The sequence below is a fragment of the Paenibacillus sp. MSJ-34 genome (genome assembly GCF_018918005.1).
Classification (GTDB): domain Bacteria; phylum Bacillota; class Bacilli; order Paenibacillales; family Paenibacillaceae; genus MSJ-34.
Map to the genome: position 1 here is coordinate 54,400 of NZ_JAHLPR010000036.1, position 25,541 is coordinate 79,940.

Here is a 25,541-nt window from a genome sequence, read left to right on the forward strand (position 1 = left end):
GGCAATTTCCAAAATTCCAATCTTCTGTTATGCTTATAGGAGATTGGAATGAAGGGACAATAATAACCGATGAAATTTGCAGTTCTAGATTTTGAAACGACCGGAAACCAGCCCGCCGATGAAATCATTCAGGTCGGGCTTGCCATTATAAATCACGATCTGACAATTGAACATGTGTACCAATCCTTTGTGAAACCAAGCACAAATATTCCTCCGTTTATTACCCAATTAACGGGCATTACCGACAAAGACGTCGAGGAAGCGCCGTCATTGGACGACATGATGATGGAGCTCGTGCCGCTGCTGAACGATGTTGTGCTGATCGGACATCATGTCGCTTTCGACTATAATTTTTTGCGGCAAGCGCTCGATTTGACGGGGTATTTGCCGTTTACGGGCCGGATCTTGGATACGATCGATTTTTTGCGCATTTTATTCCCTTCCTTGACCAGCTATCAATTGGGAAACGTTTCGTCGCATTTCGGCGTTCCGCATGACCGTCCCCACCAGGCGGACAGCGACGCCTTGGCTACGGCGCATATTTGGTTGAAATGTATGGAGAAGCTGGACGATCTGCCGCTGCTTACGCTGCAACGTCTGGCGTCCTTGTTCGAGCATGACGACAGCGATACCGGCTGGTTTATCGTCCATTCGCTGCAGGAGCGGGAAATGCGGATGGCCGTCGACGAACAGGCGCATACGTATTTCCGCCAAATCGCTTTGAATGTCGACGATTGGACGGAGAGAACGCCCCCGCGCAGCGAAGAAGACGATAATCCGCTGGCGGATGTTACGTTCGAGCAGTTTCGCGAAATGACGATGGAGCGATTGAAAGAACGAATGCCCCAGTTCGAGCCGCGCAAGGCGCAAAATATGATGTTTGAAGAAGTGATGCAAGCGTTCGAGCAGGACAACCATCTGATGGTGGAAGCGGGCACGGGTACGGGCAAATCGTTGGGGTATCTTATCCCTTCGATTTATTATAGCGTGAAGAACGAACGGAAAGTCGTCGTAAGCACGCATACGATCAATTTGCAGGAGCAGATCAGGCAGCGGGACGTTCCTTTGCTGGAAAGCGTTCTGCCTGTCGATTTTCAAGTTTCGGTGCTCAAAGGGCGCCGGCACTATTTATGCTTGCGTAAGTTTGAACATAAATTGAATACGAAAGAATTCCTTCATCCGAAGGACGATGTCATTACGGCGGCGCAAATGATCGTCTGGCTCAGCATGACGGAACACGGCGACGACGAGGAATTGCACTTTGCAAGCAAAGGGATGGAATTTTGGGATACGGTGGCGAGCGATTCGGATTCATGCCTGAACCGGGCCTGTCCGTGGTTCCGCAAATGCTTCTACCACCGGGCGAAGAACGATGCGAACCTTGCCGACGTCGTTATCACCAACCATTCGATGCTCTTTACCGATATACGCGCGGAGCATCGCTTGCTGCCAGGCTACGATCATTTGGTCATCGACGAGGCGCATCATTTGGAGGAGGTTGCGGGCAAGCATCTCGGTTTGCATTTGAAGTATTTTTCAATGGTCCATACGTTGACGAGGCTGTTGAAAGACAGCAAATCGGGACAACTCCCCAACCTGCATGCCAAGCTGCAACTGTCCGGCAACGAAAAAGCGGCTTCATGGAGCGAAACGGTCAATCGGATGTATCCTTCCCTCATTAATATTAAAGAATATTGGGACAAATTGACCGAGCTGCTGTTCGCGCTGCTGCCGCAACGTTCGAATGACGGAGGCGCAACCGAGGCGGGGCAGTTCGTGCACCGTCTGCAGTGGCAAGAGCTGCAGCAAGAATGGGAGCCGCTTGCCGATCTGGAGAACAACATCTATATTGAATCAAACGAAGTGCTGCGCGCCGCGGATAAATTGATTAACGAATTGAAGGACAATCAAGAGGAATTCAGCATCCAAAGCATCGTGACGGATCTTGCGGGACTGTTCAAGGACATGGCGAGACATCGCGACGAATTGCGTCTTTTCATGAAATTGAACGATCCCGCAACGGTTTATTGGCTCGAGGCGAACGCTAACTTCCGCAGCAAGTCGCTGCAAATGTTCGCCGTTCCGGCCGATGTCAGCCGGCAACTGAAGGAATATTTCTTCGACGCCAAGAAGAGCATTATTATGACTTCCGCCACGCTTACGGTGGATAAATCGTTTCAGTACTTTTGCGAGCAATTGGGACTCGTCGAGGCGCAAGAACAAGAGAAGCTCCGCAGCGTTCAGCTTCCGTCTCCGTTCCAATACCGCAAACAGGCGCTCGTCGTCATTCCCCGCGATTTTCCGACGTTGAAAGGATCGTTCGCAGACGCCGATTTCATCGCAAAACTGGTGGAATCGCTTGCGGAAACGGCGGTAGCGACGCAAGGACGGATGCTTGTCTTGTTTACATCGTACCGCATGATGAAGCAAGTATACGAACCTTTGAAAGAAATACTGAACGCCAGCAATATTCAAGTTCTGGGACAGGGCATCGATAGCGGCAACCGCAGCAAGCTGACGCGCCGTTTCCAGGATCAATCGGCATCCGTATTGCTCGGAACGAGCAGTTTCTGGGAAGGCGTCGATTTGCCGGGGGATGCGTTAACTTGTCTCGCCATCGTGCGCTTGCCGTTTCAGCCGCCGAATCATCCGCTGATGGAAGCGAAATCGGATCTTTTGCAAAAACAGAAAAAAAATCCGTTCATGAAGCTTTCCGTGCCGCAAGCGGTCATCCGTTTCAAGCAAGGATTCGGACGTCTCGTTCGAACCGCGCAGGACCGGGGCATCGTCATTATATACGATACGCGCGTCATTGAATCTTACTATGGCAAATATTTTTTATATTCCTTGCCTGGACCGAAAATGGAGCATATGCCGCTCCACCAAATCGTTCCGAGAATACAAGAATGGCTGTCGCAAAACGAAGAAATGGAGGTTGCCGATGAAAGCGGAGAAAATATCTGAAGCGGTCGTGCGCCGTCTTCCGATTTATTTGCGTTATCTAAACGAATTGCAACAGCGGGAAGTGTTGACCGTATCGTCGCAAGATTTAGGATTGAAATTGGATTTGAACCCCGCGCAAATCCGTAAAGATTTGGCCTATTTCGGTGAATTCGGACGCAAAGGCATCGGCTACGATGTCGCTTATTTAATTCAAAAAATCAGACAAATATTGAAACTGAATCAACCTATTAATGTAGCGCTCGTCGGTGCCGGGAACTTGGGTCATGCGTTGAGCAATTATAATGCCTATTTAAAAGACAACATGAAAATCGTTGCCGTCTTCGACGCGTACGAACCGAAGATCGGTTCGAAATTGAACGCTTTGACCATTCAACCGATGAGCGAGCTGAAGGAGACGGTCCAACGGTTGAACGTACGAATCGGCATTATTACGGTTCCGGCCGCGGAGGCGCAGCATGTCGCCGATCAATTTATCGATGCGGGGGTAAAGGCGATCTTGAATTTTGCTCCGGTCATTTTGAAAGTGCCGCCTCATATTCGAATCCATACGGCCGATTTCACGACCGATCTATTAAGCCTGGCCTATTATTTGCAAAACGAAAAGGAGTCGGAAGAACATGACGAAGCAATGGATGATTAAAAACGGGTACTTCGCCACACTGGACGCGGATCGGCCGGTTGTATACGGATATATGGTCATCGAAGACGACTTGATCCGTTACGTCGGCGGCGATCTTCCGGACGACTTGCCGGATGAGATCGAAACGGTGGACGGCAAAGGCTTGTTCTTCATGCCGGGCTTAATCAACACGCACGGACATGCCGCCATGTCTTTGCTGCGCGGATACGGGGACGATCTTGCGCTGCAAGTGTGGCTGCAGGACAAAATGTGGCCGATGGAAGCCAAATTTACGTCGCAAGACGTATACTGGGGCACCGCCCTATCCGTGCTCGAAATGCTCAAGGGCGGCACGACGACGTTCCTCGATATGTACGATCATATGGACGAAGTGGCGAAAGTAACGGTACAATCCGGCATTCGCGCCTGCTTGATGCGCGGCGCCATCGGGTTATGTCCGGAAGAGGTCCAAAAAGCCAAATTGGCGGAAGCCATTCAGTTCGCGCAGGATTGGCATGGCAAGGCGGAAGGGCGTATTACGGCGATGATGTCTCCGCACGCTCCTTATACTTGCCCGCCCGCTTTTATCGAACAATTCGTGCAGGCGGCCCACGATCTCGATTTGCCGCTGCATACGCATATGTCGGAAACGCGCGCCGAAGTCAAGCAGAATGTGAAAGATTACGGTTTGCGGCCGGTCGCTCATTTGGAGAGACTTGGCTTTTTCTCGCGTCCTTCGCTAGTGGCCCATGCGGTTCATTTAACGGACGACGAAATCGAGGTGCTTTCGCGCCATCAAGTAAGCGTGTCGCATAATCCCGGCAGCAATCTGAAGCTGGCGAGCGGCGTAGCGCGCGTTCCCGAACTGCTCAAAGCGGGCGTTACCGTATCGCTCGGCACCGACGGCGCCGCCAGCAACAACAATCTCGACATGTTCGAAGAAATACGATTGGCGGCTCTCATCCATAAAGGCGTCTCCGGCGATCCGACCGCGGTTCCCGCCGCCGAAGCGCTCCGCATGGGGACGGTATATGGCGCGCGTTCGATCGCTTTGAACAACGTCGGCTTGCTGCAAGCCGGCATGAAGGCCGATTTCATCGCGATCGATATCGATCAAGCGCATTTTGTGCCGCACACCGATCTCATTTCTCATGCCGTCTATTCCGCGTCGGCGAAAGACGTGGCTCATGTCTGGGTGGACGGCAAGCCAATTGTGCGGGACGGCGAATGCCTGACGTTGGATGAAGAAAAAGTGCGCCGCGAAGCGCAGGCTTGCTTCGAAGGCTTGCTGCAGCGGTAGAAAGGATATTTGCCGGCATGAATAAAAGGAAATGGATTATCATCGTCTTGTGCGCCGCGGTCCTGCTCTTGATCGGCCTGCATCAATATTACGTTTATATTCAAACCCCGGTTTGGAACGAGGAGAACGAAGCGAGCCGCATCGCGTTGCGGGAAAGCGACTTGGCCGAAGTCACCGCGGTTCAAAAATCGGTGTGGGAAGACGTATATTGGGTCGTATCCGGACAAAATGAACAAAAGCAAACTATGTTCGTATGGGTCAATCGCGATGGGACAACGGTTCATGCCGAACTGCAAAGCGACGGCGTCGCCAAAGAAGAGGTCGAGCGCAGCGTGAAGAGCCGCTATCCGGGGGCGGAAATCGTGCGTATCGTTCCCGGCGTTTGGGAAGGGCAATATATATGGGAAGTATTTTACAAGCGCAAGGACGACAGCGGCGAACAGCGGTATTATTACGATTTTTACCGATTTGCGAGCGGGGAATTTTTAACAACTTATACATTGCCTAAACGTTGACCTCCATTACTATTTTTTGTAAATTAATGATTGTCAATGCGACCATTTATTGTTATACTAGATCCGACACAAAATTGTCAAATTTTATGGGAGGTCGGTTGGTGCGATGGGTGTGCGCTTTTTGAAAGTGAGCGTCATTTATTTCATTTTGGCGATGGGGCTTGGTCTTTATATGTCCTTAGCCGGCGATCATACGCTCACGGGTGTTCATGTGCATGTCAACTTGATAGGCTGGTTGTCTCTCGCGGTATCGGGCATCGTGTACGTACTGTTTCCGAAGGCGGATCATAACGGGTGGGCGAAAGCCCAATTTTGGCTTATGAATGTCGGCTTGATTATTATGATGGGAGCATTGATTGCGTTGCTGGCGACAGGCTCGGGAATGCCATGGGGACCGATCGTCGGCGCCGGGGGAATTCTTATTATCCTTGGAGCGTTATGTTTTGTCATTAACCTGTATTCCAACGTGCGCATCGCAGACATTCGTCATTCAACGAAAACCAACCTCAAAGCATAGTTTTACAAAAAAAATCCAAGCTTGGCCGGCCGGCCGAGCTTTTTGTTATTGGCGGAACTTCCACACATTACATAGGTAACGCATATACAGAGTATGATATACTATAGTATGTATTTCTAGTATATATTATTTTCTATATAGAGAGAGGTGACGTTACGTGAAGTTGCGTCTGTTGCCATTGGTTATTACGGTTGCCGTATCCGGACTCGTTCTGTTCGGCGGCTGGTTCTTATATCAAAATGTGGCGGTGCAAAACCCGCTTGTAAATAAAGTGAGACAAATATCCGCAGTGAAGCATGCCGATGCCGAATTTACCCGCGATCAAGTTCGCGTGAAGTTGGAATTGGAGCCGGAAGCCAGCCTGCGCGAAATCGTGCAGCGCATTGAGAAGGATGGCAAAGGCATCATCGGCGACCGCAAGCTTCATGTGGAAGTCACGAACGGCTCTTCCGCTGCGTTGGATCAATGGTGGTCGAGCGCGCTGTTCCCTGTCGCCGAAGCGATGGAGACGAAGCATTATACGCAAATTCCTGAAACGCTGGAACAATTAAGCGCAGGGCATTCGAATTTGAAGGCGTCAACCGAAATGGACGACATGAATGTGTATGTATCGCTAACCGACGGAAATGCAAGCAAATTCGTTATTTTGCCGCGTCAAGGCGAGAGGATGGGAGTGTGGCCCAATGCGTAAATGGGGCAAAGAAATCGCCATTGGCTTCGCACTCGTTTTCATATCCTTCCTCGCTTTTATCGGGGTGAATTTGGCTCCGTTCGCCATCGTTGCCGTCTTGCTCGTCGCTCTGTTTCTCTTTATGAATATGCGCGGCGGCATCACGGTAGGCGCGTCGAACGGACGCAACAATCCGAGCAAAAAGCCGACCTTCCTTACGTTCGAGCAAATTGGCGGACAAGACCGGGCCAAGCAGGAACTGATCGAAGCGCTTGATTTTCTCGTTCGTTATGAAGAAATTCGGAAATTCGGCATTCGCCCGTTAAAAGGCATATTGCTGACCGGGCCTCCGGGAACGGGGAAGACGCTGATGGCGAAAGCGGCGGCGCATTACACCAATTCCGTCTTCGTCGCCGCGTCCGGCAGCGAATTCGTCGAGATGTACGTCGGCGTCGGCGCGGGCCGCATCCGCGACCTGTTCAAACAGGCGCGTTCCCAAGCGTTGAAAGAAAAACGCGAGAACGCGATCATTTTCATCGATGAGATCGATGTGATCGGCGGCAAACGCGAAGGCGGACAGCAGCGGGAATACGATCAAACGTTGAATCAGCTGCTGACCGAAATGGACGGCATATACTCCGCGAATACGCCGCGCATTTTGCTGATTGCCGCGACGAACCGCAAAGAAATGCTGGACAGCGCCTTACTCCGTCCGGGTCGGTTCGACCGCCATATTCAGGTGGATTTGCCGGATAAAAAAGGGAGAAAGCATATATTGGAGCTGCATGCGGATAATAAACCGCTTCACCACGAGGTCAATTTGGACAAAGTGGCCGAAGAGTCGTTCGGCTTCTCCGGAGCGCAGTTGGAAAGCGTGATGAACGAAGCCGCCATCTACGCCATGCGCGAAGATAAAGAATTTGTCGAGCAGCGCCATTTGTCGCTTGCGATCGATAAAGTGATGCTGGGAGAGAAAACGGATCGGGAAGCGACTTACGAAGAGAAGCGGCGCGTTGCGGTGCATGAGCTTGGCCACGCCGTCGTCGCCGAAATCGTCCGCCCGAACAGCGTATCCCAAGTCGCGCTCAGTCCGCGCGGGCAGGCGCTCGGCTTTGTCAGACACCAGCCGCAGCAGGATCAATATTTGTACACGAAAGATTTCCTGGAGAAGCAAATCATGATTGCGCTCGGCGGCGCGGCGGCGGAGGAAATTTTCTACGGCGGCCGAAGCACCGGCTCGACGAACGATTTCGAGCAGGCGTTGAACATCGTGCAAACGATGATGAAGTCGGGTTTGACGAATTTGGGCATCGTCGACGTGCAAATGGTCACGAAGGAAGAGCTGATGAAAGAAAACGCCGCAATATTGGAAGAGTTGATGGATAAGACAAAGCGGCAGTTAGAGGAGCATATCGATGTGTTCCATCACTCGCTCGATTTGCTGATGAACGAAGAAATACTTTCCGGCGAGCAATTTCGACGAATTTTTTGTGAACACAAACAATTACCAGCCTAATTTTGCGCTGGTTTTTTGTTATAATTAACATATCCATGATAAGATAGAGACGAGAGAAAAAGATAATGGATAGGAAAGCGAAAGGATGGAGAAAGAAACGATGTTCTTCAAAAAAATAGGCGTTATCGGCGGCGGAACGATGGGACAAGGGATCGCGGAAATGCTGGCCGTGAAAGGGCTGGATGTGCTCTTGGTCGAGCAGACCCGCGACAAATTAGATCACGCGTATCAAATGATCGAGACGAGTTTGGATAAGCAATTGGAGAAATGGGCGATTACGCTCGCCGAGAAGAAGCTCATTCTGTCACGGATTCATAAAGTCGATCATTTTGCCGAGTTGGGTTCTTGCGATATGGTCATCGAATCGATATCGGAAGATCTGGAAGCGAAGAAGAGGGTATTCGCCGAATTGGACACGGTTTGCCCAAGCCATATTATACTTGCGAGCAATACGTCCACATTAAGCTTGACGGAACTTGCCAGCTCAACGAAGTATCCGGAACGGGTTATCGGCATTCACTTTATTTATCCGGTTTCGAAAGTGGATTTGGTGGAATTGGTTCGCGGCTTGAAAACGTCGGAAGACACATTTCTGGAAGCGAAACGGTTCGTGGAAGAAGTGATCTCGAAAAAAGGCATCATGGTTTACGAATCTCCGGGTTTTGTTACGACGCGGATTATTTGTACGCTCATTAACGAGGCGCTTCATGCTTTGCAAGAAGGCGTAGCTTCCGCCCAAGATATCGACGACGCAATGCGGATCGGCTATGCCTTCCAGCACGGCCCGTTCGAAATGGCGGACCGTTTCGGGCTCGATTCCGTATTGGCCGCAATGGAACGGATGTTCAGGGAATTCGGGGACATTAAGTATCGTCCCGCCGTATTGTTGAAAAAGATGGTGCGTGCCGGCAACTTAGGCGTAAAAACGGGCGAAGGATTTTTCAGATACGATAAGGATGGGGACAGAATATGAAAATACTAGTTATTAACGCAGGCAGCTCTTCTCTAAAATATCAATTGTACGATATGAAAGACGAAAGCGTCTTGGCGAAAGGTTTGGTCGAGCGGATCGGCATGGATTCCTCGATACTGAAGCACGAACCGGCGGGCCGCGCGGAAATAAGCGAAGTAAGCGAAATTTTGGACCATACGACGGCGGTGCGCAAAGTGTTGGACATTTTGACGGATGAGGAGCACGGCGTCTTATCCTCCGTATCCGAAATCGAAGCGGTCGGACATCGCGTCGTGCACGGCGGGGAAGCTTTCAAAAGCTCTGTGCTTGTAGATTCCGCCGTGAAGTCGGAAATTCGCAGCTTGTTCGACTTGGCTCCGCTTCACAATCCGCCGGCGATGATGGGCATTAAAGCGACCGAATCGAATATGCCCGGCATTCCGCAGGCGGTCGTATTCGACACGGCCTTTCATCAAACGATGCCGACGAAGGCGTATCTTTACGCGATCCCGAGAGTATTGTATAAAAAGCATAAAATCCGCCGTTACGGTTTTCACGGGACATCGCATGATTACGTCAGCAAGAAAGCGGCCGAATATCTCGGACGCCCGCTCGATCAGCTGAAAATCATTACTTGCCATATCGGGAACGGGGCCAGCTTGACGGCCGTGCGCTACGGGGATTCGGTAGATACGAGCATGGGAATGACCCCGCTTGAAGGTTTAATGATGGGGACGCGCAGCGGCGATCTCGATCCGGCGATCGTGCCGTTTACGATGAACAAGGAAGATTTGACCTTGAACGAGGTTAATTCGATGCTGAACAAGCATAGCGGGCTGCTGGCGATTTCCGGAGTCAGCAGCGATATGCGCGAAATAATCGACGGCATGGAAGAAGGAGACGCCAACTCCAAGCTTGCTTTCGATATGTACGAATATCGCATCCGCAAATATATCGGCGCCTATACGGCGGCGATGGACGGTGTCGACGCGATCGTCTTCACGGCCGGGGCGGGCGAGAATGCCGTCGTGCTTCGCCAGCGCATTTGCGAGCAGTTGACGTTCCTCGGCGTCGAACTTGACGCGGAGGCCAATCTGGTTCGCTCGAAAGAGCCGCGCCGCATATCGACGGCGAATTCGAAAGTCGAAGTGCTTGTCGTGCCGACGAATGAAGAATTGATGATCGCGCGCGATACGAACCGGCTCGTTCTGGAAGCACAAAACAAATCGTAAGGGAGTACGATGTCGATGACGAATAAAAGCGTAATATCCGATTGCGGCCGCCATGTCGGCCAAACGGTTACGATCGGCTGCTGGGTGCATAACAAGCGTTCCAGCGGGAAAATCCAATTTCTGCAGCTGCGTGACGGAACAGGTTATATTCAAGGCGTTGTCGTCCGCAGCGAAGTATCGGACGAACTGTGGGAATCGGTCAAAAGCTTGACGCAGGAAAGCTCGCTATACGTTACCGGAATCGTGCGCGAAGAGCCGCGCAGCCAATCTGGATACGAACTAACGGTAACAGGGGTGGACATCATTCATTTGACGGAGGATTATCCGATCACGCCGAAAGAGCATGGCGTCGATTATTTGATGGACCGCCGCCATTTATGGATCCGTGCCCCGCGGCAGCGGGCGATTCTCGTCATTCGCGCGCAAATTATTCGGGCGATCCAGCAATTTTTCGACGAACGCGGATTTACGCTCGTCGATCCGCCGATCTTGACGCCCTCGTCTTGCGAAGGAACGACGAATCTGTTCCATACGAAATATTTCGAAGAAGACGCGTACTTAACCCAAAGCGGGCAGCTGTACATGGAAGCGGCGGCGATGGCGCTCGGGAAGGTATATTCCTTCGGGCCGACGTTTCGCGCCGAGAAGTCGAAGACGCGCCGGCATCTAATCGAGTTCTGGATGATCGAACCGGAGATGGCTTTCGTCGATCACGAAGAAAATTTGCGGGTACAGGAACAATTCGTTTCCTATGTCGTACAATCGGTATTGCAGCATTGCCGCAAGGAACTGGAAACGCTTGGCCGCGACATTTCGAAGCTGGAAAGCATCAAGGAGCCTTTTCCGCGCATTACGTATGACGAGGCGATCGAGTTTTTGCATGGACAAGGATTCGATATTCCTTGGGGCGAAGACTTTGGCGCGCCGCATGAAACGGCGATTGCGGAAAAATACGACAAACCGGTATTCATCACCCACTACCCTACGCAAATTAAAGCGTTCTATATGAAGCCGGATCCGAATCGCCCCGAAGTCGTCTTATGCGCCGATATGATCGCGCCGGAAGGATACGGGGAAATCATCGGCGGATCGCAGCGGATCGACGATCCGGAATTGCTCGCGGAACGTTTTCAAGAACATGAGCTTTCGACGGAAGCGTACCAATGGTATTTGGATTTGCGCAAGTACGGTACGGTGCCGCATTCGGGATTCGGCCTCGGCTTGGAACGGACGGTCGCCTGGATTTGCGGTTTGGACCACGTCCGCGAAACGATACCTTTCCCGCGGATGCTGTATCGGTTGTATCCGTAACGAGCGTTGTGCATATATAGAGAACAGCAAGGGAGGCCGATATTTCGGCCTTCCGTTTCATATATCGGTTCGGGGAGGAGCATCGAAGTGAGCGAAGAAATGTGGAAGGCGTATGCCAAAGGAATTTCATCCGGCATGGAAGAAGGCGGCGTGAATATTCCGTATGCGCTCTTGCGTCATTACCGCAAATGGAAGCTAAGCGATACGGAAGTGATGCTGCTCATCCATTTATCCGGCTTTAAACAGCGGGAGCAGAAAGATTTTCCGACGATCGAGGAACTGCAGGAGCGAATGGGCGCCGATCCGGAAATGACGATTCAGGCGCTGCAGCGCTTGATGAAACTCGGATTTCTAACGATAGATGAAGATATCGATCCCGATACGAACATTCAGTATGAAAGCTATAATTTATCCGGTTTATATGACAAATTGGGAGAAAGCGTTGCGGAGGAGGCAAGGCTGCGGAAGCAGCGGCGACGGCAGGAAGCCGTGCCGCAGGCGGCAGCGCTTCAAACGGAAAGCGAAACGGAAAGCGCCAATTTGTTTACGATTTTCGAACAGGAATTCGGCCGGCCGCTATCGCCGATGGAATGCGAGACGATTGCCGGTTGGATCGATAAAGACCGTTATCCGGAACCGTTAATCTTGCTGGCGCTCAAGGAAGCGGTTTTTGCCGGCAAAGTTCATTTCCGTTACATAGACCGCATTTTGCTCGAATGGATGCGCAATCGCGTCCGCACTGTCGAAGAGGCGAAAGCCTATACCCAAAAGTTTCGTTCCGGAGGCAGAACGTAGCCGTTTCCTATTATCGCGATCGGCAATAATTGCCGGAATACCTCATAGACTAAGAAGACAATTTCTTATCTAAGGAGTGTGCTGTTATGAGGAAACTTCCTCAAGATCGACAGGAATTCGTAGGTGCTCCCCAACCGATTCGGGAGGACGGAGCGGGCGCGACCGATCCCGGTCCGCGCGACGTGCTGCGGGATATGCAAAATCCGGATTTATTGGTTCCGCCGCCGACGGATGCGGGCACGGTCCCCAACTTGAAATTTTCCTTCTCCGATACGCATATGCGGTTAGAGCACGGCGGCTGGTCGCGCGAGGTGACGGAGAGAGAATTGCCGATCGCCACTACGTTATCCGGCGTGAACATGCGCCTGACGCCCGGCGGCGTGCGGGAATTGCACTGGCACAAGCAGGCGGAATGGTCGTTTATGATTTACGGACGGGCCCGGATTACGGCGGTCGATCAAGACGGGCGAAACTTTATTGCCGATGTGGGCGTAGGCGATCTATGGTACTTTCCTCCCGGCGTGCCGCATTCGATTCAAGGGCTGGAGGAAGGATGCGAGTTTCTGCTCGTATTCGACGACGGCAAATTTTCCGAGAACGACACGTTTACAATTTCCGACTGGTTTGCGCATACGCCGAAAGATGTGCTGGCGGCCAATTTCGGCGTGCGGGAAAGCGCCTTTGCGCATATTCCTTCCAAGCAGGTGTACATGTATCAGGCCAAGGTGCCGGGGGCGATCGCAACCCAGCAAATCATGAGCCCTTACGGCACGGTGCCGAAGAGCTTTATGCATCGTTTGCTTGCTCAGCAGCCGAGCCGCACTCCCGGCGGTTCGGTCCGTATTGTCGACTCCTCCAACTTTCCCATCTCTACGGCCATCGCTGCGGCGCTGGTCGAGATTAAGCCTGGGGGGATGCGGGAGATGCATTGGCATCCGAATAACGACGAGTGGCAATATTATCTTTCGGGCCAAGGGCGGATGACCGCCTTTGCGGCGGACGGCACGGCCCGTACGTTCGATTACAGGGCAGGCGACGTCGGGTATGTTCCGTTCGCTTTCGGTCACTATATTCAAAATACCGGAGAACAAACATTGTGGTTTCTGGAAATGTTCAAAAGCGACCGTTTCGCGGATATATCGCTGAATCAATGGATGGCGCTTACCCCGCGCGAACTGGTTCAAGATACGCTGCGCGTCGGACCGGAACTAATGAATGCGCTCCGCAAAGAGAAATGGCCTGTCGTCAAGTATTCGTCCCAATGAGAAAGCCATTTGCCGTCCGCGACATAAAAAAGCTTTACATCCGGCAAGGAAATAGGATATTATTAAATTAGAATTATTCTAAATAACTTGTTTCAAACGCTGGAAACCAGGGAGGTACGTTTCAACCATGACGATAGCGGAACGGCTTGATAAAATAAATCGGCAATTGTCGGGCGAAGGTTATAAATTGACGCCGCAGCGCGCTTCGACGCTGCAAGTGCTGCTGGAGAACGAAGAAGATCATTTAAGCGCAGAAGAAGTGTTCATGCTTGTTAGAGACAAATCCCCCGATATCGGGCTGGCTACGGTATATCGAACGCTTGAATTGCTCAGCGAACTGCGAATCGTAGAGAAGATGAATTTCGGCGACGGAGCGGCGCGCTTCGACTTGCGCAGCGACGACCATGAACATATGCATCATCATTTAATTTGTACCGAATGCGGTGCGGTGGAAGAAATTAAAGACGATTGGCTGGTTGCGATGGAGAAACGCATCGAACGGGAATTCGGATTTACGGTATCCGATCATCGGCTCGATTTTTTCGGCCATTTCCATCAATGCCAAAACGGCGGATGCGAGAAAAACTCCAACCGGGGCCATTCGGCCGTAAGCAATCGCGTTTAGCAGAAATTTTTGCATCATCATGGAAAAACCTTTCAACCTTTTCGAAAGGTTTTTTTATTTTACAAATTGACTTTCATTCAATCTGTCAGATATACTATTCCAATAGATCAGAAAGAGGGAGAGACCATGAAGAGTAGATCTGATAATCGCAATTCCCCATTGTTTTTATTGATGGTGAATATGTTCATTGCCATGCTTGGCATCGGATTAATTATTCCGGTACTGCCGGAGTTTTTGAAAGAATTCAACGCAGGCGGCCAAACGGCCGGATATTTGGTGGCGGCCTTCGGGTTAACGCAGTTTATTTTCTCGCCGATCGGCGGGGAATGGTCGGATAAATACGGGCGGAAAAAGTTGATCATTGCCGGACTGGCTTTATTCTCGATCTCCAATTTATTATTTGCGATCGCTTCGCATGTATGGCTCCTTTACTTTGCCAGGTTGCTCGGCGGAATCGGGGCGGCGGCGATGATCCCTTCGATGATGGCTTATGTGGCCGACACGACGACGGAGGAAAAGCGGGGAAAAGGCATGGGACTGCTAGGAGCGGCCATGTCGCTCGGATTCGTCATCGGTCCGGGCATCGGCGGATTTCTAGCCGAACTGGGATTGCGCGCTCCTTTTTACGTGTCCGCCTGCGTGGGCGCACTCGCGATGTTGTCGTCGCTGGCGTTTTTGCCGGAATCGTTGCCGAAGGAGAAGCAACTGGAAAATCGCAATATTCAGGTTGCGAAGGAAAGTCTGTTCCGTCAATTCGCGCGTTCCTTTAAAGCGCCTTATTTCGTACTGCTCATCCTAGTGTTTACACTTACATTCGGGCTCGCTAATTTTGAAGCGATCTTCCCGCTGTTCGTCGATCACAAGTACGGATTCAGCGCAAGGGAAATTTCAATCCTGATCACATGCGGAGCGTTAGCCGGCGTCGTTATTCAAGCGTTGTTGATCGATAAATTAATTAAACGCTTCGGCGAGAAAACATTAATTAACCTGACCTTTATTTTATCCGCCATTGCGCTCGTCGGCATGCTGCTGTCGGGACAATTCTGGTACGTCATGCTCGTGACGCTCTTTTTCTTCACGTTCACCTCGATTATGCGGCCTGCCATCAATACGCTGTTGTCGAAGATGGCGGGGGAGGAACAGGGCTTTGTCGCAGGCATGAACAATGCGTATATGAGCTTGGGCAATATTTTCGGACCTGCGCTGGCGGGCATTTTGTTCGACACGCATGTCAATTTCCCGTATATGTTCGGCGCGCTCATTCTTGTGGGCAGTTTGGCGCTTTCCCTAACTTGGAACAGACGGAACCGTTCCGCCGTTGCCGCGACCGTTTCCGGAGCGCCGGCGAACGTGCCGAACTCGACGAATTCATAATGCCTATGAACGTTCGTTAGGAGTGAATCGTTGTGCCGAGAAATGTCGAGAGAGACCGCGAATGCAGAAAAGAGCGATGCGATCAAATATTGGAAGCGGCTGTCCAATTGTTCTCCGAAAAGGGGATAGCCGCCACCAAAATTTCGGACATCGCCAATAAGGCCGGCATGAGCCACGGCCTCATCTATAACTATTTTCAATCCAAGGAAGAAATTTATATATCGATCGTCGACAACAGCCTTAGCGGGTTGAAGCGAAATATCGAGCAAGTGCAGCCCCTTCGCATGGACCCGCAGCAAAAATTAACGCGTCTGCTTGATACGATGGATTGCCGTCCGTTTCAGGAGGCGATGTTTCAGCATATTTTTATCGACCAATTGCTCGTATCCGAGACCGTGTCCCCTGCGTTGAAACATTCCGTGAAATCGAAAATGCTTGCAAACGTGCATGCCGTTTCGACGATCATCCGGGAAGGGCAAGCCTCGGGCCAGTTTGTCGACGGCGATCCGCGCGAACTCGCCTATTATTTGTTGACGCTAATCCAATCGTTCGTATTTGCCGAAGCGAGAGGAGCGCAATTTATTCGGCAATCGATGAGCGGGCATCTCATTCGGTTTTTTCTGAAATGAGGCCGTTCGCAACGAGAAATTCCCGCGCGACGACGTCGGCTTTATGGCCGATATCGACTTTGACGTTCATTTCCCGCATTTTTTCTTCGGTTATGGCGCCTTTCAAAGGCGCGAGGGCGTCCGCAATCTCCGGATATCGATTCAATAAGTCTTCCCGTACGACCGGACCGGCGTCATAGGGAGGGAAAAAATGTTTATCGTCTTGAAGCAGCGTCAAGTGATGAATGTCGACCTGCCCGTCGGTCGAATAGGCGCTGACGACATCGGTATCGCCCTGGCCGATCAATCGGTACATAATGCCTTGATCCATCCCTTTCACCCGTTTAAACTTCATTTGGTACATTGCCTGCAATCCCGGGTAGCCGTCCGGACGGTCGAGAAAATCGAAAGGAACGGCAAAGTCGAGCTCGGCCGCCACTTTCGCCAAATCGCTGTATGTCTTCAATTGATATTGTTCCGCCGTTTCGGGGCGTACCGCAAGAATATATGTGTTGTTGAAGCCGAACGGTTCGAGAAATTGCAATCGATCCCGCTTCAGCAATTCCCTCGTTCGCGCCAGCGTTTCTTCCGACGAACCGGTTTTCTCCTGATAATAGTTGGTCACGATCGTTCCGGTATACTCCGGGTAGATTTGAATATCGCCGGTTTTGAGCGCCGTCCAGGCAACATTCGATCCCCCTAAATTCATTTTGCGGTTCACGGTCAGCCCGGTTCGGTTTTCAATGAGATCGGCCATCATATGCGCCAAAATAATGTTTTCGGTAAAATTTTTCGAGCCGACCGTAATATTCGCGTTTCGGACGCTGCCTGTTTTATTTTCCGTATTCCCGCAAGCCGGCAGCGAGACGGCCAATAACGCCGCCAGCAGCGCAGCACACCATCGCTGCATTGCACCTGTTCGATTCATGTCGTTCCTCCGTCCAAAGCGCCGGGTTAGATTTTTAAACCGCGCGGCGTCGTTGCGCGTTCCACCATGCCGAGCAAATAATCGATCAGCAAAGCGAGCAACGCCGCCGGCAGCGCTCCAAGAAAAATAAGCGCATCGATATTTCTGGTAATGCCCAAGAAGATAAATTCCCCGAGACCTCCGGCGCCGATGAACGCCGCGAGCGTCGCCGTTCCGATATTGATAACCGTTGCCGTGCGGATTCCGGCCATAATGACGGATAGAGCGAGCGGCAATTCGATGCGGAATAAGATTTGGCTTTGCGTCATCCCCATCCCGCGGGCCGCCTCGATGACGGAAGGATTGACGTCTTTAATTCCGGTAAACGTGTTGCGGATAATCGGCAGCAGGGAATAGAGAAATAATGCGGCGACCGCCGTTCGCGTGCCGATGCCGAAGAGCGGAATCATGAATCCGAGCAGCGCCAGGCTCGGGATCGTCTGCAATATGCTGGCCACGCCGAGCACCCAGCCTTTCAAAGATGGAACGCGGGAGATGAGAATGCCGGCGGGAATGCCGATCACGATCGCGATCAGCATCGAGAGAAGGACGAGAATAATATGCTGTCCTATCGCCGCAATCAATTCGTTCCAGCGAAGCGTAAATTGAGTGGCTAATTGCTGCCATAACGTTCCGTTCATTCTTGATGTTCACCTCCGGCCCAATGGCTTGCAAACGTCGTGAGCAGCGTACCGCGCGTCACGATGCCGACGATTTTGCGATTTGCGTCGACGACGGGAATAATGCCATGCTTGGCCGACGAAATCGCCATCAGCGCGTCTTTGGCGGATGCCGTATCGAGCAAGGAAGGCTCGGCGGGACGGACAAGCTCCTCGATCGTCTTCGCTTTATTGATATTTTGCAACACGTCATATGCCGAAACGATGCCGAGCAGCGTTCCGTCTTCTTCGACGGCAAGCAGCGTATACGTTCTGCGCTGTCTCATATAAGCAATCGCTTTTTCCAGCGACCGGTCTTTCCGGACAAGCGCCGGATCGGTTCGAATAATATCGATAACAGGGATATATTCCGGATTTTGATAAATCCGCTTCTGCCCGATAAACTGTTCCACAAACCCGTGCGCTGGTTCCCGTAGCAGCGTTTCCGGACTTTCCATCTGCACGAGCGACCCGTCTTTCATGACCGCGATGCGATCGCCGAGCTTAAGCGCTTCGTCCATATCATGCGTAACGAATATGATCGTTTTTTTCATTTCTTGCTGCAGCTTCAGCAATTCATCCTGCAGTTGTTCTCTTGTGATCGGATCGAGCGCGCCGAACGGTTCGTCCATTAGCACGATTTCGGGATCCGCGGCCAAAGCGCGAGCTACGCCGACACGCTGCTGCTGACCGCCCGACAGTTCCTTTGGATACCTCTTGGCGAATACGGCCGGGTCCAATCCTACCAAGTCCAGCATTTCTTTGACTCTCTGTTTCTTTTTGGCGGCGTCCCAGCCTTTCAAATCGGGCAGCAGTCCGATATTTTGCTCGATCGTGTAATGAGGGAACAGGCCGGTTTGCTGGATGACATAGCCGATACTTCGCCGCAACTTTACCGGGTCTTCCTTCGTAATGTCTTTGCCGTTAATCGTAATGACGCCTTCCGTGTGAGGAATCAGGCGATTGATCATTTTCATCGTCGTCGTTTTGCCGCAGCCGCTTGGCCCGATGAAAATGATAAATTCCCCGCGGTTGATTTCAAAATTCAAATCGGAAACGGCTTGAAATCCGTCGGGATACGTTTTGCCGACATGCTCGAACCGCAGCATCGTTATACCCTCCCTATGCCTAAGCGTTATTTGGTACGCAAGGAATATGCCGCTATTTTCCCCTGAGGGGAGAGGTCTTATTCAGGAGCAGGCAGGCATCCGCTTGGATTTGGCCGGAGCGCAAAAAAACGCTAAGCTGAAGTGCAGCCTAGCGTTCGGATCGTTCGCATGTATTCTATTAAAGCCTTGCGCCGTCACATGCCGCTTCGAGCCGATTTTAGCAGTTCCCAGCGGTAGACGTATTCGAACAAAAATTCGAAAGATTCCAGATGCCGTTTCGCTTCAAAGGCGTTGGCGCCCCAAGCGCAAATGCCGTGCTTGCGGATCATAATGCCCGGAATGCGCGGATCGAGTTTCGGGCCGATGCAAGGCACGATCTTCGAAATGTCGGCATAATTGGGGACGATCGGAATATCGATATGCGCTTCTTCTTCCCATATGTTGAAGCCTTTAATCAGCTCCACGCCGTCCACGGGAATCGAGCCGCGTTCCCAGAACCATTCGGATACGATATTGTTGAATACCGTATGTACGTGGAAGATCGCGCCGCATCCGGTTAGCCGGTAAATTTCGCTATGGATCGCCGTTTCCGCGCTTGGCTTCAATTGCGTCGTTTCGCATGCTTTGCCCTGCGCGTCGACGAACAGGAAATCTTCCGGCGTATTCGCCGATTTGTCTTTGCCGCTGGCCGTAATGGCGAAATGAAACCGGTCCGGTTCATAGTCGCCGACGCGAACCGATAAATTGCCGCTCGTGCCGGCGAACCAATTGCGAGCCGCGAACGTCGTCTTGATGTCGCGCAATTCGGCCAGCGCGCGTTGCTTCGCTTCTAGAGGTATATTCGCAAAGGTCATTCTATTTCCCTTTCTTCTGATTGTTTACTTTACTAGTTGAATAGGAGAGCTTTCATATAGATGTATTTTTAGTTTAGAATATTACAGCCTATAAAGAAACAAATATGCTCTATGGTAAATTAATCGCATAAAAACTTACGAGTTGTATAATTATAAAGATAACAAATAATATAATAAGTATGGTATAAATTACATTGCTTTTTTTTTGTCTAGTATAAATTAAATTAATCTTAGATTCTATTGTTGAAAGGCGATCATTAACATTTTGATTCTTTGTATCTTCTGACAAAATAATATTCCTCCTAATAATAAATTTTAATACTATTATACTCCGTTTTGACTCCAATATACCAAAAATTTAATAAATAACCCTCCTAGTAGAAGGGTTATTTATTAATAATATATCCAAACTTAATCAACATATAGAAGGGGATTAATATGTGAATTATCGAATCTATCTGAAATAATAAGAATTATTATATTTTAAATTTGCATCAATTGTTATTAGTAGTAAAATAAGAAGAAACAGAGTCGTTTTGAACGTCAAAATTCAGATATTGTGTTGCACTTCCAGTGTGATATGGTTTATATGTCCACTGCAGATATGCTCTAGCACTTTGAGACTGAGTTTCATATTTGCGTAAAATGGTGGGACCGTTTATATCTTCGATTGTACCAATTTGCGCTCTGACTTGTGGCTGATAAACATCATTAATATAGTCATATCCACCTGTTACTAGGGTGTAGTCAGCATAAAAACTTGCATCGACGACACCGTTACCCCCCTCAACTTTCAAGCCATAGTAGGTACAGTAACCACTACCACAAGAAGAGCCACCCATTGGGTTAATTTTCCCATTTTTATTAACAATATCATTAAATGTAATAGTAGTTTGACTTACTGACCCGTCTGGGAAAGTTGTTTTGGCTATCAGAACTTTATTACCAGAATAAACTTTATAAAATTTTTTAGTCTCCCCAGTATTTATTTTATCGGGATTCATAGAATCCCAAGCCTCACCATTAAGTAATTTTTCAATTAATTTATCTTGAGTTTCCTTATTGACCCCCATTTTGACCAAATTAGATTTGATGTTTGCGATACTTTCATCGGAGATCGATTTTGACGTTTCTGCGAAAGCACTACTAAATGAAAAAGAAAAAATAACTACAGAAAAGAGAAGAGCCGTCAATTGTTTAATGATAACTTTCATCGATTATTACCTTCATAGTATTAGTTTAGTTTATACATTATACTTAGAAGTAAAATCTTTGATGTAAACCAACAACGTTTACGAATATTTTATAACTAAACCATAATATCACCTCTTTTGATAATATTAGTAAAATAATAACATATTATTCCGGAGATTTTTAGTGACTTTGGTCCTAAATATAATGCGTAATTCTACAATTTGTTATTTAAGGTTTCTCTCTCACGGTGAAGATTTTATATCATGAAGAACTGTTACTTATACAATTATTATAATTTTTTAGGAATGACATTTCCAAGCTGTTATAATGTCGTAAAAATTTTCGTACGGAACATGGGGGAGTCCAAGCTGCTCGCATTTCTCCGTCAAATGCGAACGGGCATAGACGTGATCGACGAGCTTGGCGCCGGCAAAATCGGTGACGCTGTCGCCGATCAGAATCCGGTCGTAACGCTCTGCCGGAAAGCGGCGTATAATCGTCGTTTTGCACATTCCGCAATCGTTAGTACAAGGTTTCTGACATTGATGCGGCCAAGTGATGCGGATTCGTTCCCCGCTGAAATCACTGCCGTTGCAAAAAATATGATCTTCCGGAATATCGAAAGGCGCAAGAATCGGATAGACGAAAAAATCGATTCCGCCGCTCGTGACATAAAACTCGATGCCGCGCTGCCGGCAAAACGCGAGAAACTCGCCGAAGCCTTCGCGGATGCGCGCCTGGCTTAAGGCGAAATCCACTACTTCCTTCTTGGAAGAGGAGGGAAGGAGCTCGAACAACTCGCCGACGCCGCGGCGAATCGATTTCCGTTCGCCCATAATATCTTGAACGATCGGTTCCCAGCCTTCGGGATTAAAATGTTTAATAATCGCGAGAATATTGTCGTTAACCGTAATCGTGCCGTCAAAATCGCAGAAGACGACAGGTTGTTTGCGCGAATTCATTGTTTAACCCCCCAGGCATCGATCGCTGCGCGCAGCTCCGGATAATTGGCGGCGTATTGCTGCAACGGCACCCCGTTCAACGTGGCGTCGATCGCTTGCGCAAACGCCCGCCCACCGGCCGCCGTTCCTTGCGGGTGGCCGTGAATGCCGCCTCCGGCATTGACGACGACATCGGTTCCGAAATCCCGGATAATGAGCGGGACAAGTCCGGGATAGATGCCGGCGGAAGGAACCGGGAAGCTGGACCGCAGCGGCAAATCCGGCGTCGTAAGCGCCTCTTTGACCGCGATGTTCTCTTCCTTCGGCATTACGACCGAACCGTAAGGGGAAGGGAACAGCGCAAGATCGGCCCCGGCGAGACGCATTAGCTTGCCGAGCAGGAGCGAGGCGGCAATCCCGTAATGCGGCGACGGGTACAGCGCCCCGGCGAGGGCCGGATGGGCCGCGATCGGGATATTGATCTCCGGATCGGCGCTTAATTCATGGAGCGCGTCGAATCCGTACGAAAGCACATTGAACAGCAGGGCGTTCGCGCCCGCGTCGATCGCTTTCTTCGCTTGCGACGCCAGCTTCGACGTTGGGCCGGTCAAATTGACGGCGTACAGCAGCTTTTTGCCGGTTTGCGATTCCGCCTGCCGGGCGGCTTCCATGCATACCCGAACCCTTTGCTCGATCGGAGTCAGCGGGTTCTCGAACAATATTTCATCGTCTTTAATGAGATCGACGCCGCCGAGCGCCTGCTGGTAGAACTGTTCCCGCAATCCGTCCAAATCGTAGCCGATGACCGATTTGAAAATGCTCATGAGCAAAGGCCGTTCCTTGATTCCGAGCAAGCCGCGGACGCCTTCGATGCCGAATTTCGGCCCCGGGAATCCGGCGAGGAACGATTCGGAAAATTCCAGGTCGAGCAATTTGATTTTGCCGTCCATCGACAGTTTGCCGAATACGGTGACGAGCAGGGCGGGGATATCGCGGCTGAAATTAATGTCCGGGTAGGCGATCCGGATGTCGGCGTAACGTTCTCCCGTATTCGCGTCTTCATGTTCCGCGACCGAAACGACTTGGCCCAAATGGCGGCGCATCTGTTCTTTTTTGGTCTCCGGCAGTTCCGTCCAGCTGCCGACCGTCAATCCGACGGCGATGGATAACGCTTTTTTCTGAAAATCCGCTTTCGGATCGAAACAACGGTACGTGGCAATGCATACTGAACTCAAATCGATTCCCTCCCGATCTCGGCTCCGATTTCGCCGGCCCTTTCCGCCGAACGGTGTACGGCGCGTATGACGGCTTCCGAGAAATGATGGTGTTGCAGCACTTCGATCGCCGCCTGCGTCGTTCCGTTCGGCGACGTTACTTTGCGGCGCAAATCGGCCGGATGTTCTCCGGTCGACCGTACCATATGAGCGGCGCCGAGGAAAGTTTGCACCGTCAATTCCCGCGCCTGCTCGTGGGAAAGGCCGCCTTGCACCCCCGCTTCGATCATCGCTTCCATCATGAAATATACGTAGGCGGGGCCGCTGCCCGAAACGCCGGTCAAAATGTCGAGTTGTCGTTCCGGCACGACGGCAACCGTGCCGACGGCTTCGAACATGCCGACAGCAAGCCGCCGTTGTTCGTCCAGAGCCGAAGCGGAGAAGCTGAGGCCGGTCGCGCCGAGCCCGATGGTGCTCGAAGTGTTCGGCATGGCGCGGACGATCGGGCAGACGCCGGCAACGAGCCGTTCCATCGTACCGATCGACATCCCGGCGATGACGGAGACGAGCAAATGGCCTTCCGTCAGGAGCGGCTGCAATTCGCGTAATGCGGCCGCGGCGTCCTTCGGCTTCATCGCCAGTACGATGACGTCCGCTTCCTGAAGCAGGCGCCGCTTGCGGTCCGATTCGTTCGCGGTTTCAACGCCGTACCGTGCGCGCAATTTCGCTAATCGGGCTTGATTGGAACGGTTGATCATCGAGATGTCGCGCGCCTCGGCCGTTTTCCGCTCCAGCAGGCCGCGCACGATCGCTTCCGCCATCGAACCCGCGCCGTAAAAGCATATTTTCCGTTCTTGCAATGCAGTCTCGTTCATTGCCTTCACTCCTTCGCTACTTCCGAATTTGCCCCGTACCGTAGATGCGGTACTTCTCCGACGTTAACGCGGGCAAGCCCATCGGGCCGCGGGCGTGCAGCTTTTGCGTACTGATTCCGATCTCCGCCCCGAAGCCGAATTCGAATCCGTCGGTGAACCGCGTCGACGCGTTATGATATACCGCCGCGGCGTCGACTTCCTGCATAAACCGGGCCGCATGTTCCGCATCCTCCGTGACGATGCATTCCGAATGCATCGTTCCGTAGCGGCGTATATGATCGAGCGCTTCGTCAAGCGATTCCACGATTTTGACGTTTAATACATAATCGTTGTATTCGGTCGCGTAATCTTGGTCTTCCGCCGCCTTGTCCACGCTTATGAGCGCCGCTGTTTTCGCGCATCCGAGCAATTCGACGTTCGCTTCCCGCAATTGGCCGGCTAGCGATTCGAGATGCCGGTTGGCGTAATGGCTATGCACAAGCAGCGTTTCCATGGCGTTGCAGACGGAAGGACGCTGCACTTTGGCGTTGATGGCGATTTGCTCGGCCATCGTTTGCTGCGCGGATGCGTCGATGAACGTGTGGCAAATGCCGGCGCCCGTTTCGATGACGGGAACGGTGGCGTTCTCCACGACGTTCCGGATCAGCGAAGCGCCGCCGCGCGGAATGATGACGTCAAGCAAGCCGTTCAGCTTCAACATTTCGTCGACCGAGCTGCGGTTCGGATCCTCGATCAATTGCAGGGCGTCTGCCGGGATTTCAGATTTCGCGAGCGCTTGATGGAGCACTTCTACGATGCGTTTATTGGAACTGAGCGCCGCGGACCCGCCGCGCAAGACGACGGCATTGCCGGTCTTAAGGCAAAGCCCGGCCGCGTCGACCGTCACGTTCGGGCGCGCTTCGTATATGATGCCGATCACGCCGAGAGGAACGCGGATTTTTTCGATTTGCAACCCGTTCGGTCGCTCGAACCGCTCCAAGATGTCCCCGACCGGATCGGGAAGCTCCGCGATTTGTCTCAAGCCTTCCGCGATCCCCTCGATCCGCTGGCCGTTCAATGCGATGCGATCGAGCAGCGAATCGCTCGTTCCTTGCGCTTTGCCTCGTTCCAAATCTTCGCGGTTCGCGGCGATGATCGACTCTTGTTCTTCCAACAGGGCGGCGGCCATCAGGCGGAGCGCCTCGTTTTTTTGCGGGGTGGCAAGCCGGTTCAAGACGCTTGCCGTTTCTTTGGCCAACCTCGCTTTTTCCCTAACTTCGCTCATTTCAGATTCCTCCTCTAATGTTTATTAAGCTTCTCGGAATTCACATTCCGTTGCAGACTCTAGCTTCCTAGCTAGGGTCTTCTATTGTTTCACCCCCAAACATGGGGTGCGAACAAACATTCCTCTTGACTTTTCAAAATCACCCCAATAATCGCCGAGAAGGCTTTTTTTATTTCTAATGAATTGGGTGATTTTCATGAA

24 protein-coding genes are annotated in these 25,541 nt (G+C 51.2%); 15 read left to right on the forward strand and 9 right to left on the reverse strand.

The window, feature by feature from the left end:
- The first annotated feature begins 69 nt into the window (after window positions 1-69).
- The 15 genes from dinG to KQI79_RS18545 all read left to right on the forward strand — a co-directional run bounded on the left by dinG (window position 70) and on the right by KQI79_RS18545 (window position 16,284).
- Window positions 70-2,964 carry an ATP-dependent DNA helicase DinG gene (dinG, locus tag KQI79_RS18475; RefSeq protein WP_216539769.1) on the forward strand — a complete coding sequence of 965 codons (2,895 nt, stop codon included), beginning with the start codon at window positions 70-72 and terminating at the stop codon, window positions 2,962-2,964.
- Entirely contained in the window at window positions 2,942-3,604 is a 663-nt protein-coding gene (locus KQI79_RS18480) for a redox-sensing transcriptional repressor Rex (RefSeq protein WP_216539770.1), read from the forward strand. The genes dinG and KQI79_RS18480 overlap by 23 nt, the downstream gene beginning before the upstream one ends.
- The gene (locus tag KQI79_RS18485) at window positions 3,582-4,883 is read left to right on the forward strand and encodes an amidohydrolase (protein ID WP_216539771.1); all 1,302 of its coding nucleotides are present in this window, start codon (window positions 3,582-3,584) and stop codon (window positions 4,881-4,883) included. The genes KQI79_RS18480 and KQI79_RS18485 overlap by 23 nt, the downstream gene beginning before the upstream one ends.
- Window positions 4,884-4,900: 17 nt before the next feature.
- On the forward strand, window positions 4,901-5,398 hold the full coding sequence (locus KQI79_RS18490; protein WP_216539772.1) for a cell wall elongation regulator TseB-like domain-containing protein: 498 nt from the start codon (window positions 4,901-4,903) through the stop codon (window positions 5,396-5,398).
- A gap of 106 nt (window positions 5,399-5,504) precedes the next feature.
- The gene (locus KQI79_RS18495) at window positions 5,505-5,915 is read left to right on the forward strand and encodes a heme-copper oxidase family protein (protein WP_216539773.1); all 411 of its coding nucleotides are present in this window, start codon (window positions 5,505-5,507) and stop codon (window positions 5,913-5,915) included.
- A 157-nt stretch (window positions 5,916-6,072) separates the two neighbouring features.
- A complete protein-coding gene (locus KQI79_RS18500; protein WP_216539774.1) occupies window positions 6,073-6,606 on the forward strand; it encodes a hypothetical protein in 534 nt (177 codons plus the stop codon).
- A complete protein-coding gene (locus tag KQI79_RS18505) occupies window positions 6,599-8,101 on the forward strand; it encodes an AAA family ATPase (RefSeq protein WP_216539775.1) in 1,503 nt (500 codons plus the stop codon). Before KQI79_RS18500 ends, KQI79_RS18505 begins: the two co-directional genes overlap by 8 nt.
- 100 nt (window positions 8,102-8,201) lie before the next feature.
- Window positions 8,202-9,074: a 3-hydroxyacyl-CoA dehydrogenase family protein gene (locus tag KQI79_RS18510; RefSeq protein ID WP_216539799.1), complete on the forward strand. Its 873-nt coding sequence runs from the start codon at window positions 8,202-8,204 to the stop codon at window positions 9,072-9,074.
- Window positions 9,071-10,285: an acetate/propionate family kinase gene (locus KQI79_RS18515; RefSeq protein ID WP_216539776.1), complete on the forward strand. Its 1,215-nt coding sequence runs from the start codon at window positions 9,071-9,073 to the stop codon at window positions 10,283-10,285. The genes KQI79_RS18510 and KQI79_RS18515 overlap by 4 nt, the downstream gene beginning before the upstream one ends.
- A gap of 15 nt (window positions 10,286-10,300) precedes the next feature.
- The gene (gene asnS / locus KQI79_RS18520; RefSeq protein WP_216539777.1) at window positions 10,301-11,596 is read left to right on the forward strand and encodes an asparagine--tRNA ligase; all 1,296 of its coding nucleotides are present in this window, start codon (window positions 10,301-10,303) and stop codon (window positions 11,594-11,596) included.
- An 87-nt stretch (window positions 11,597-11,683) separates the two neighbouring features.
- A complete protein-coding gene (locus KQI79_RS18525; protein WP_216539778.1) occupies window positions 11,684-12,391 on the forward strand; it encodes a DnaD domain-containing protein in 708 nt (235 codons plus the stop codon).
- 86 nt (window positions 12,392-12,477) lie between these two features.
- On the forward strand, window positions 12,478-13,656 hold the full coding sequence (locus KQI79_RS18530) for an oxalate decarboxylase family bicupin (RefSeq protein WP_216539779.1): 1,179 nt from the start codon (window positions 12,478-12,480) through the stop codon (window positions 13,654-13,656).
- 127 nt (window positions 13,657-13,783) lie between these two features.
- Window positions 13,784-14,281, forward strand: coding sequence for a ferric iron uptake transcriptional regulator (gene fur, locus KQI79_RS18535; RefSeq protein WP_216539780.1), 498 nt, complete (start codon window positions 13,784-13,786; stop codon window positions 14,279-14,281).
- Window positions 14,282-14,407: 126 nt separating this feature from the next.
- Window positions 14,408-15,655 carry an MFS transporter gene (locus tag KQI79_RS18540; protein WP_356712181.1) on the forward strand — a complete coding sequence of 416 codons (1,248 nt, stop codon included), beginning with the start codon at window positions 14,408-14,410 and terminating at the stop codon, window positions 15,653-15,655.
- Between the two features lie 32 nt (window positions 15,656-15,687).
- Window positions 15,688-16,284, forward strand: a complete 597-nt coding sequence (locus tag KQI79_RS18545; RefSeq protein ID WP_216539782.1) for a TetR/AcrR family transcriptional regulator — start codon at window positions 15,688-15,690, stop codon at window positions 16,282-16,284.
- Here KQI79_RS18545 and KQI79_RS18550 read toward each other — a convergent pair.
- The 9 genes from KQI79_RS18550 to KQI79_RS18590 all read right to left on the reverse strand — a co-directional run bounded on the left by KQI79_RS18550 (window position 16,262) and on the right by KQI79_RS18590 (window position 25,340).
- Entirely contained in the window at window positions 16,262-17,191 is a 930-nt protein-coding gene (locus tag KQI79_RS18550; RefSeq protein WP_230193376.1) for a glycine betaine ABC transporter substrate-binding protein, read from the reverse strand. The two genes, KQI79_RS18545 and KQI79_RS18550, sit on opposite strands and share 23 nt — an antisense overlap.
- A 26-nt stretch (window positions 17,192-17,217) precedes the next feature.
- Complete coding sequence (locus KQI79_RS18555; RefSeq protein ID WP_216539783.1) at window positions 17,218-17,871, reverse strand: ABC transporter permease; 654 nt, start codon at window positions 17,869-17,871, stop codon at window positions 17,218-17,220.
- A complete protein-coding gene (locus KQI79_RS18560; protein WP_216539784.1) occupies window positions 17,868-18,998 on the reverse strand; it encodes an ABC transporter ATP-binding protein in 1,131 nt (376 codons plus the stop codon). Before KQI79_RS18560 ends, KQI79_RS18555 begins: the two co-directional genes overlap by 4 nt.
- Window positions 18,999-19,192: 194 nt before the next feature.
- Complete coding sequence (gene mtnB / locus KQI79_RS18565; RefSeq protein WP_216539785.1) at window positions 19,193-19,852, reverse strand: methylthioribulose 1-phosphate dehydratase; 660 nt, start codon at window positions 19,850-19,852, stop codon at window positions 19,193-19,195.
- Between the two features lie 494 nt (window positions 19,853-20,346).
- A complete protein-coding gene (locus KQI79_RS18570; protein ID WP_216539786.1) occupies window positions 20,347-21,066 on the reverse strand; it encodes a hypothetical protein in 720 nt (239 codons plus the stop codon).
- A gap of 279 nt (window positions 21,067-21,345) precedes the next feature.
- Window positions 21,346-22,008 (reverse strand): 2-hydroxy-3-keto-5-methylthiopentenyl-1-phosphate phosphatase, encoded by a 663-nt coding sequence (locus tag KQI79_RS18575; protein WP_216539787.1) that lies wholly within the window; start codon window positions 22,006-22,008, stop codon window positions 21,346-21,348.
- A complete protein-coding gene (locus tag KQI79_RS18580) occupies window positions 22,005-23,222 on the reverse strand; it encodes a 2,3-diketo-5-methylthiopentyl-1-phosphate enolase (protein WP_216539788.1) in 1,218 nt (405 codons plus the stop codon). Before KQI79_RS18580 ends, KQI79_RS18575 begins: the two co-directional genes overlap by 4 nt.
- A complete protein-coding gene (gene proC, locus KQI79_RS18585; RefSeq protein ID WP_216539789.1) occupies window positions 23,219-24,076 on the reverse strand; it encodes a pyrroline-5-carboxylate reductase in 858 nt (285 codons plus the stop codon). Before proC ends, KQI79_RS18580 begins: the two co-directional genes overlap by 4 nt.
- Before the next feature lie 16 nt (window positions 24,077-24,092).
- On the reverse strand, window positions 24,093-25,340 hold the full coding sequence (locus tag KQI79_RS18590) for a glutamate-5-semialdehyde dehydrogenase (RefSeq protein ID WP_216539790.1): 1,248 nt from the start codon (window positions 25,338-25,340) through the stop codon (window positions 24,093-24,095).
- Window positions 25,341-25,541: the final 201 nt, after the last annotated feature.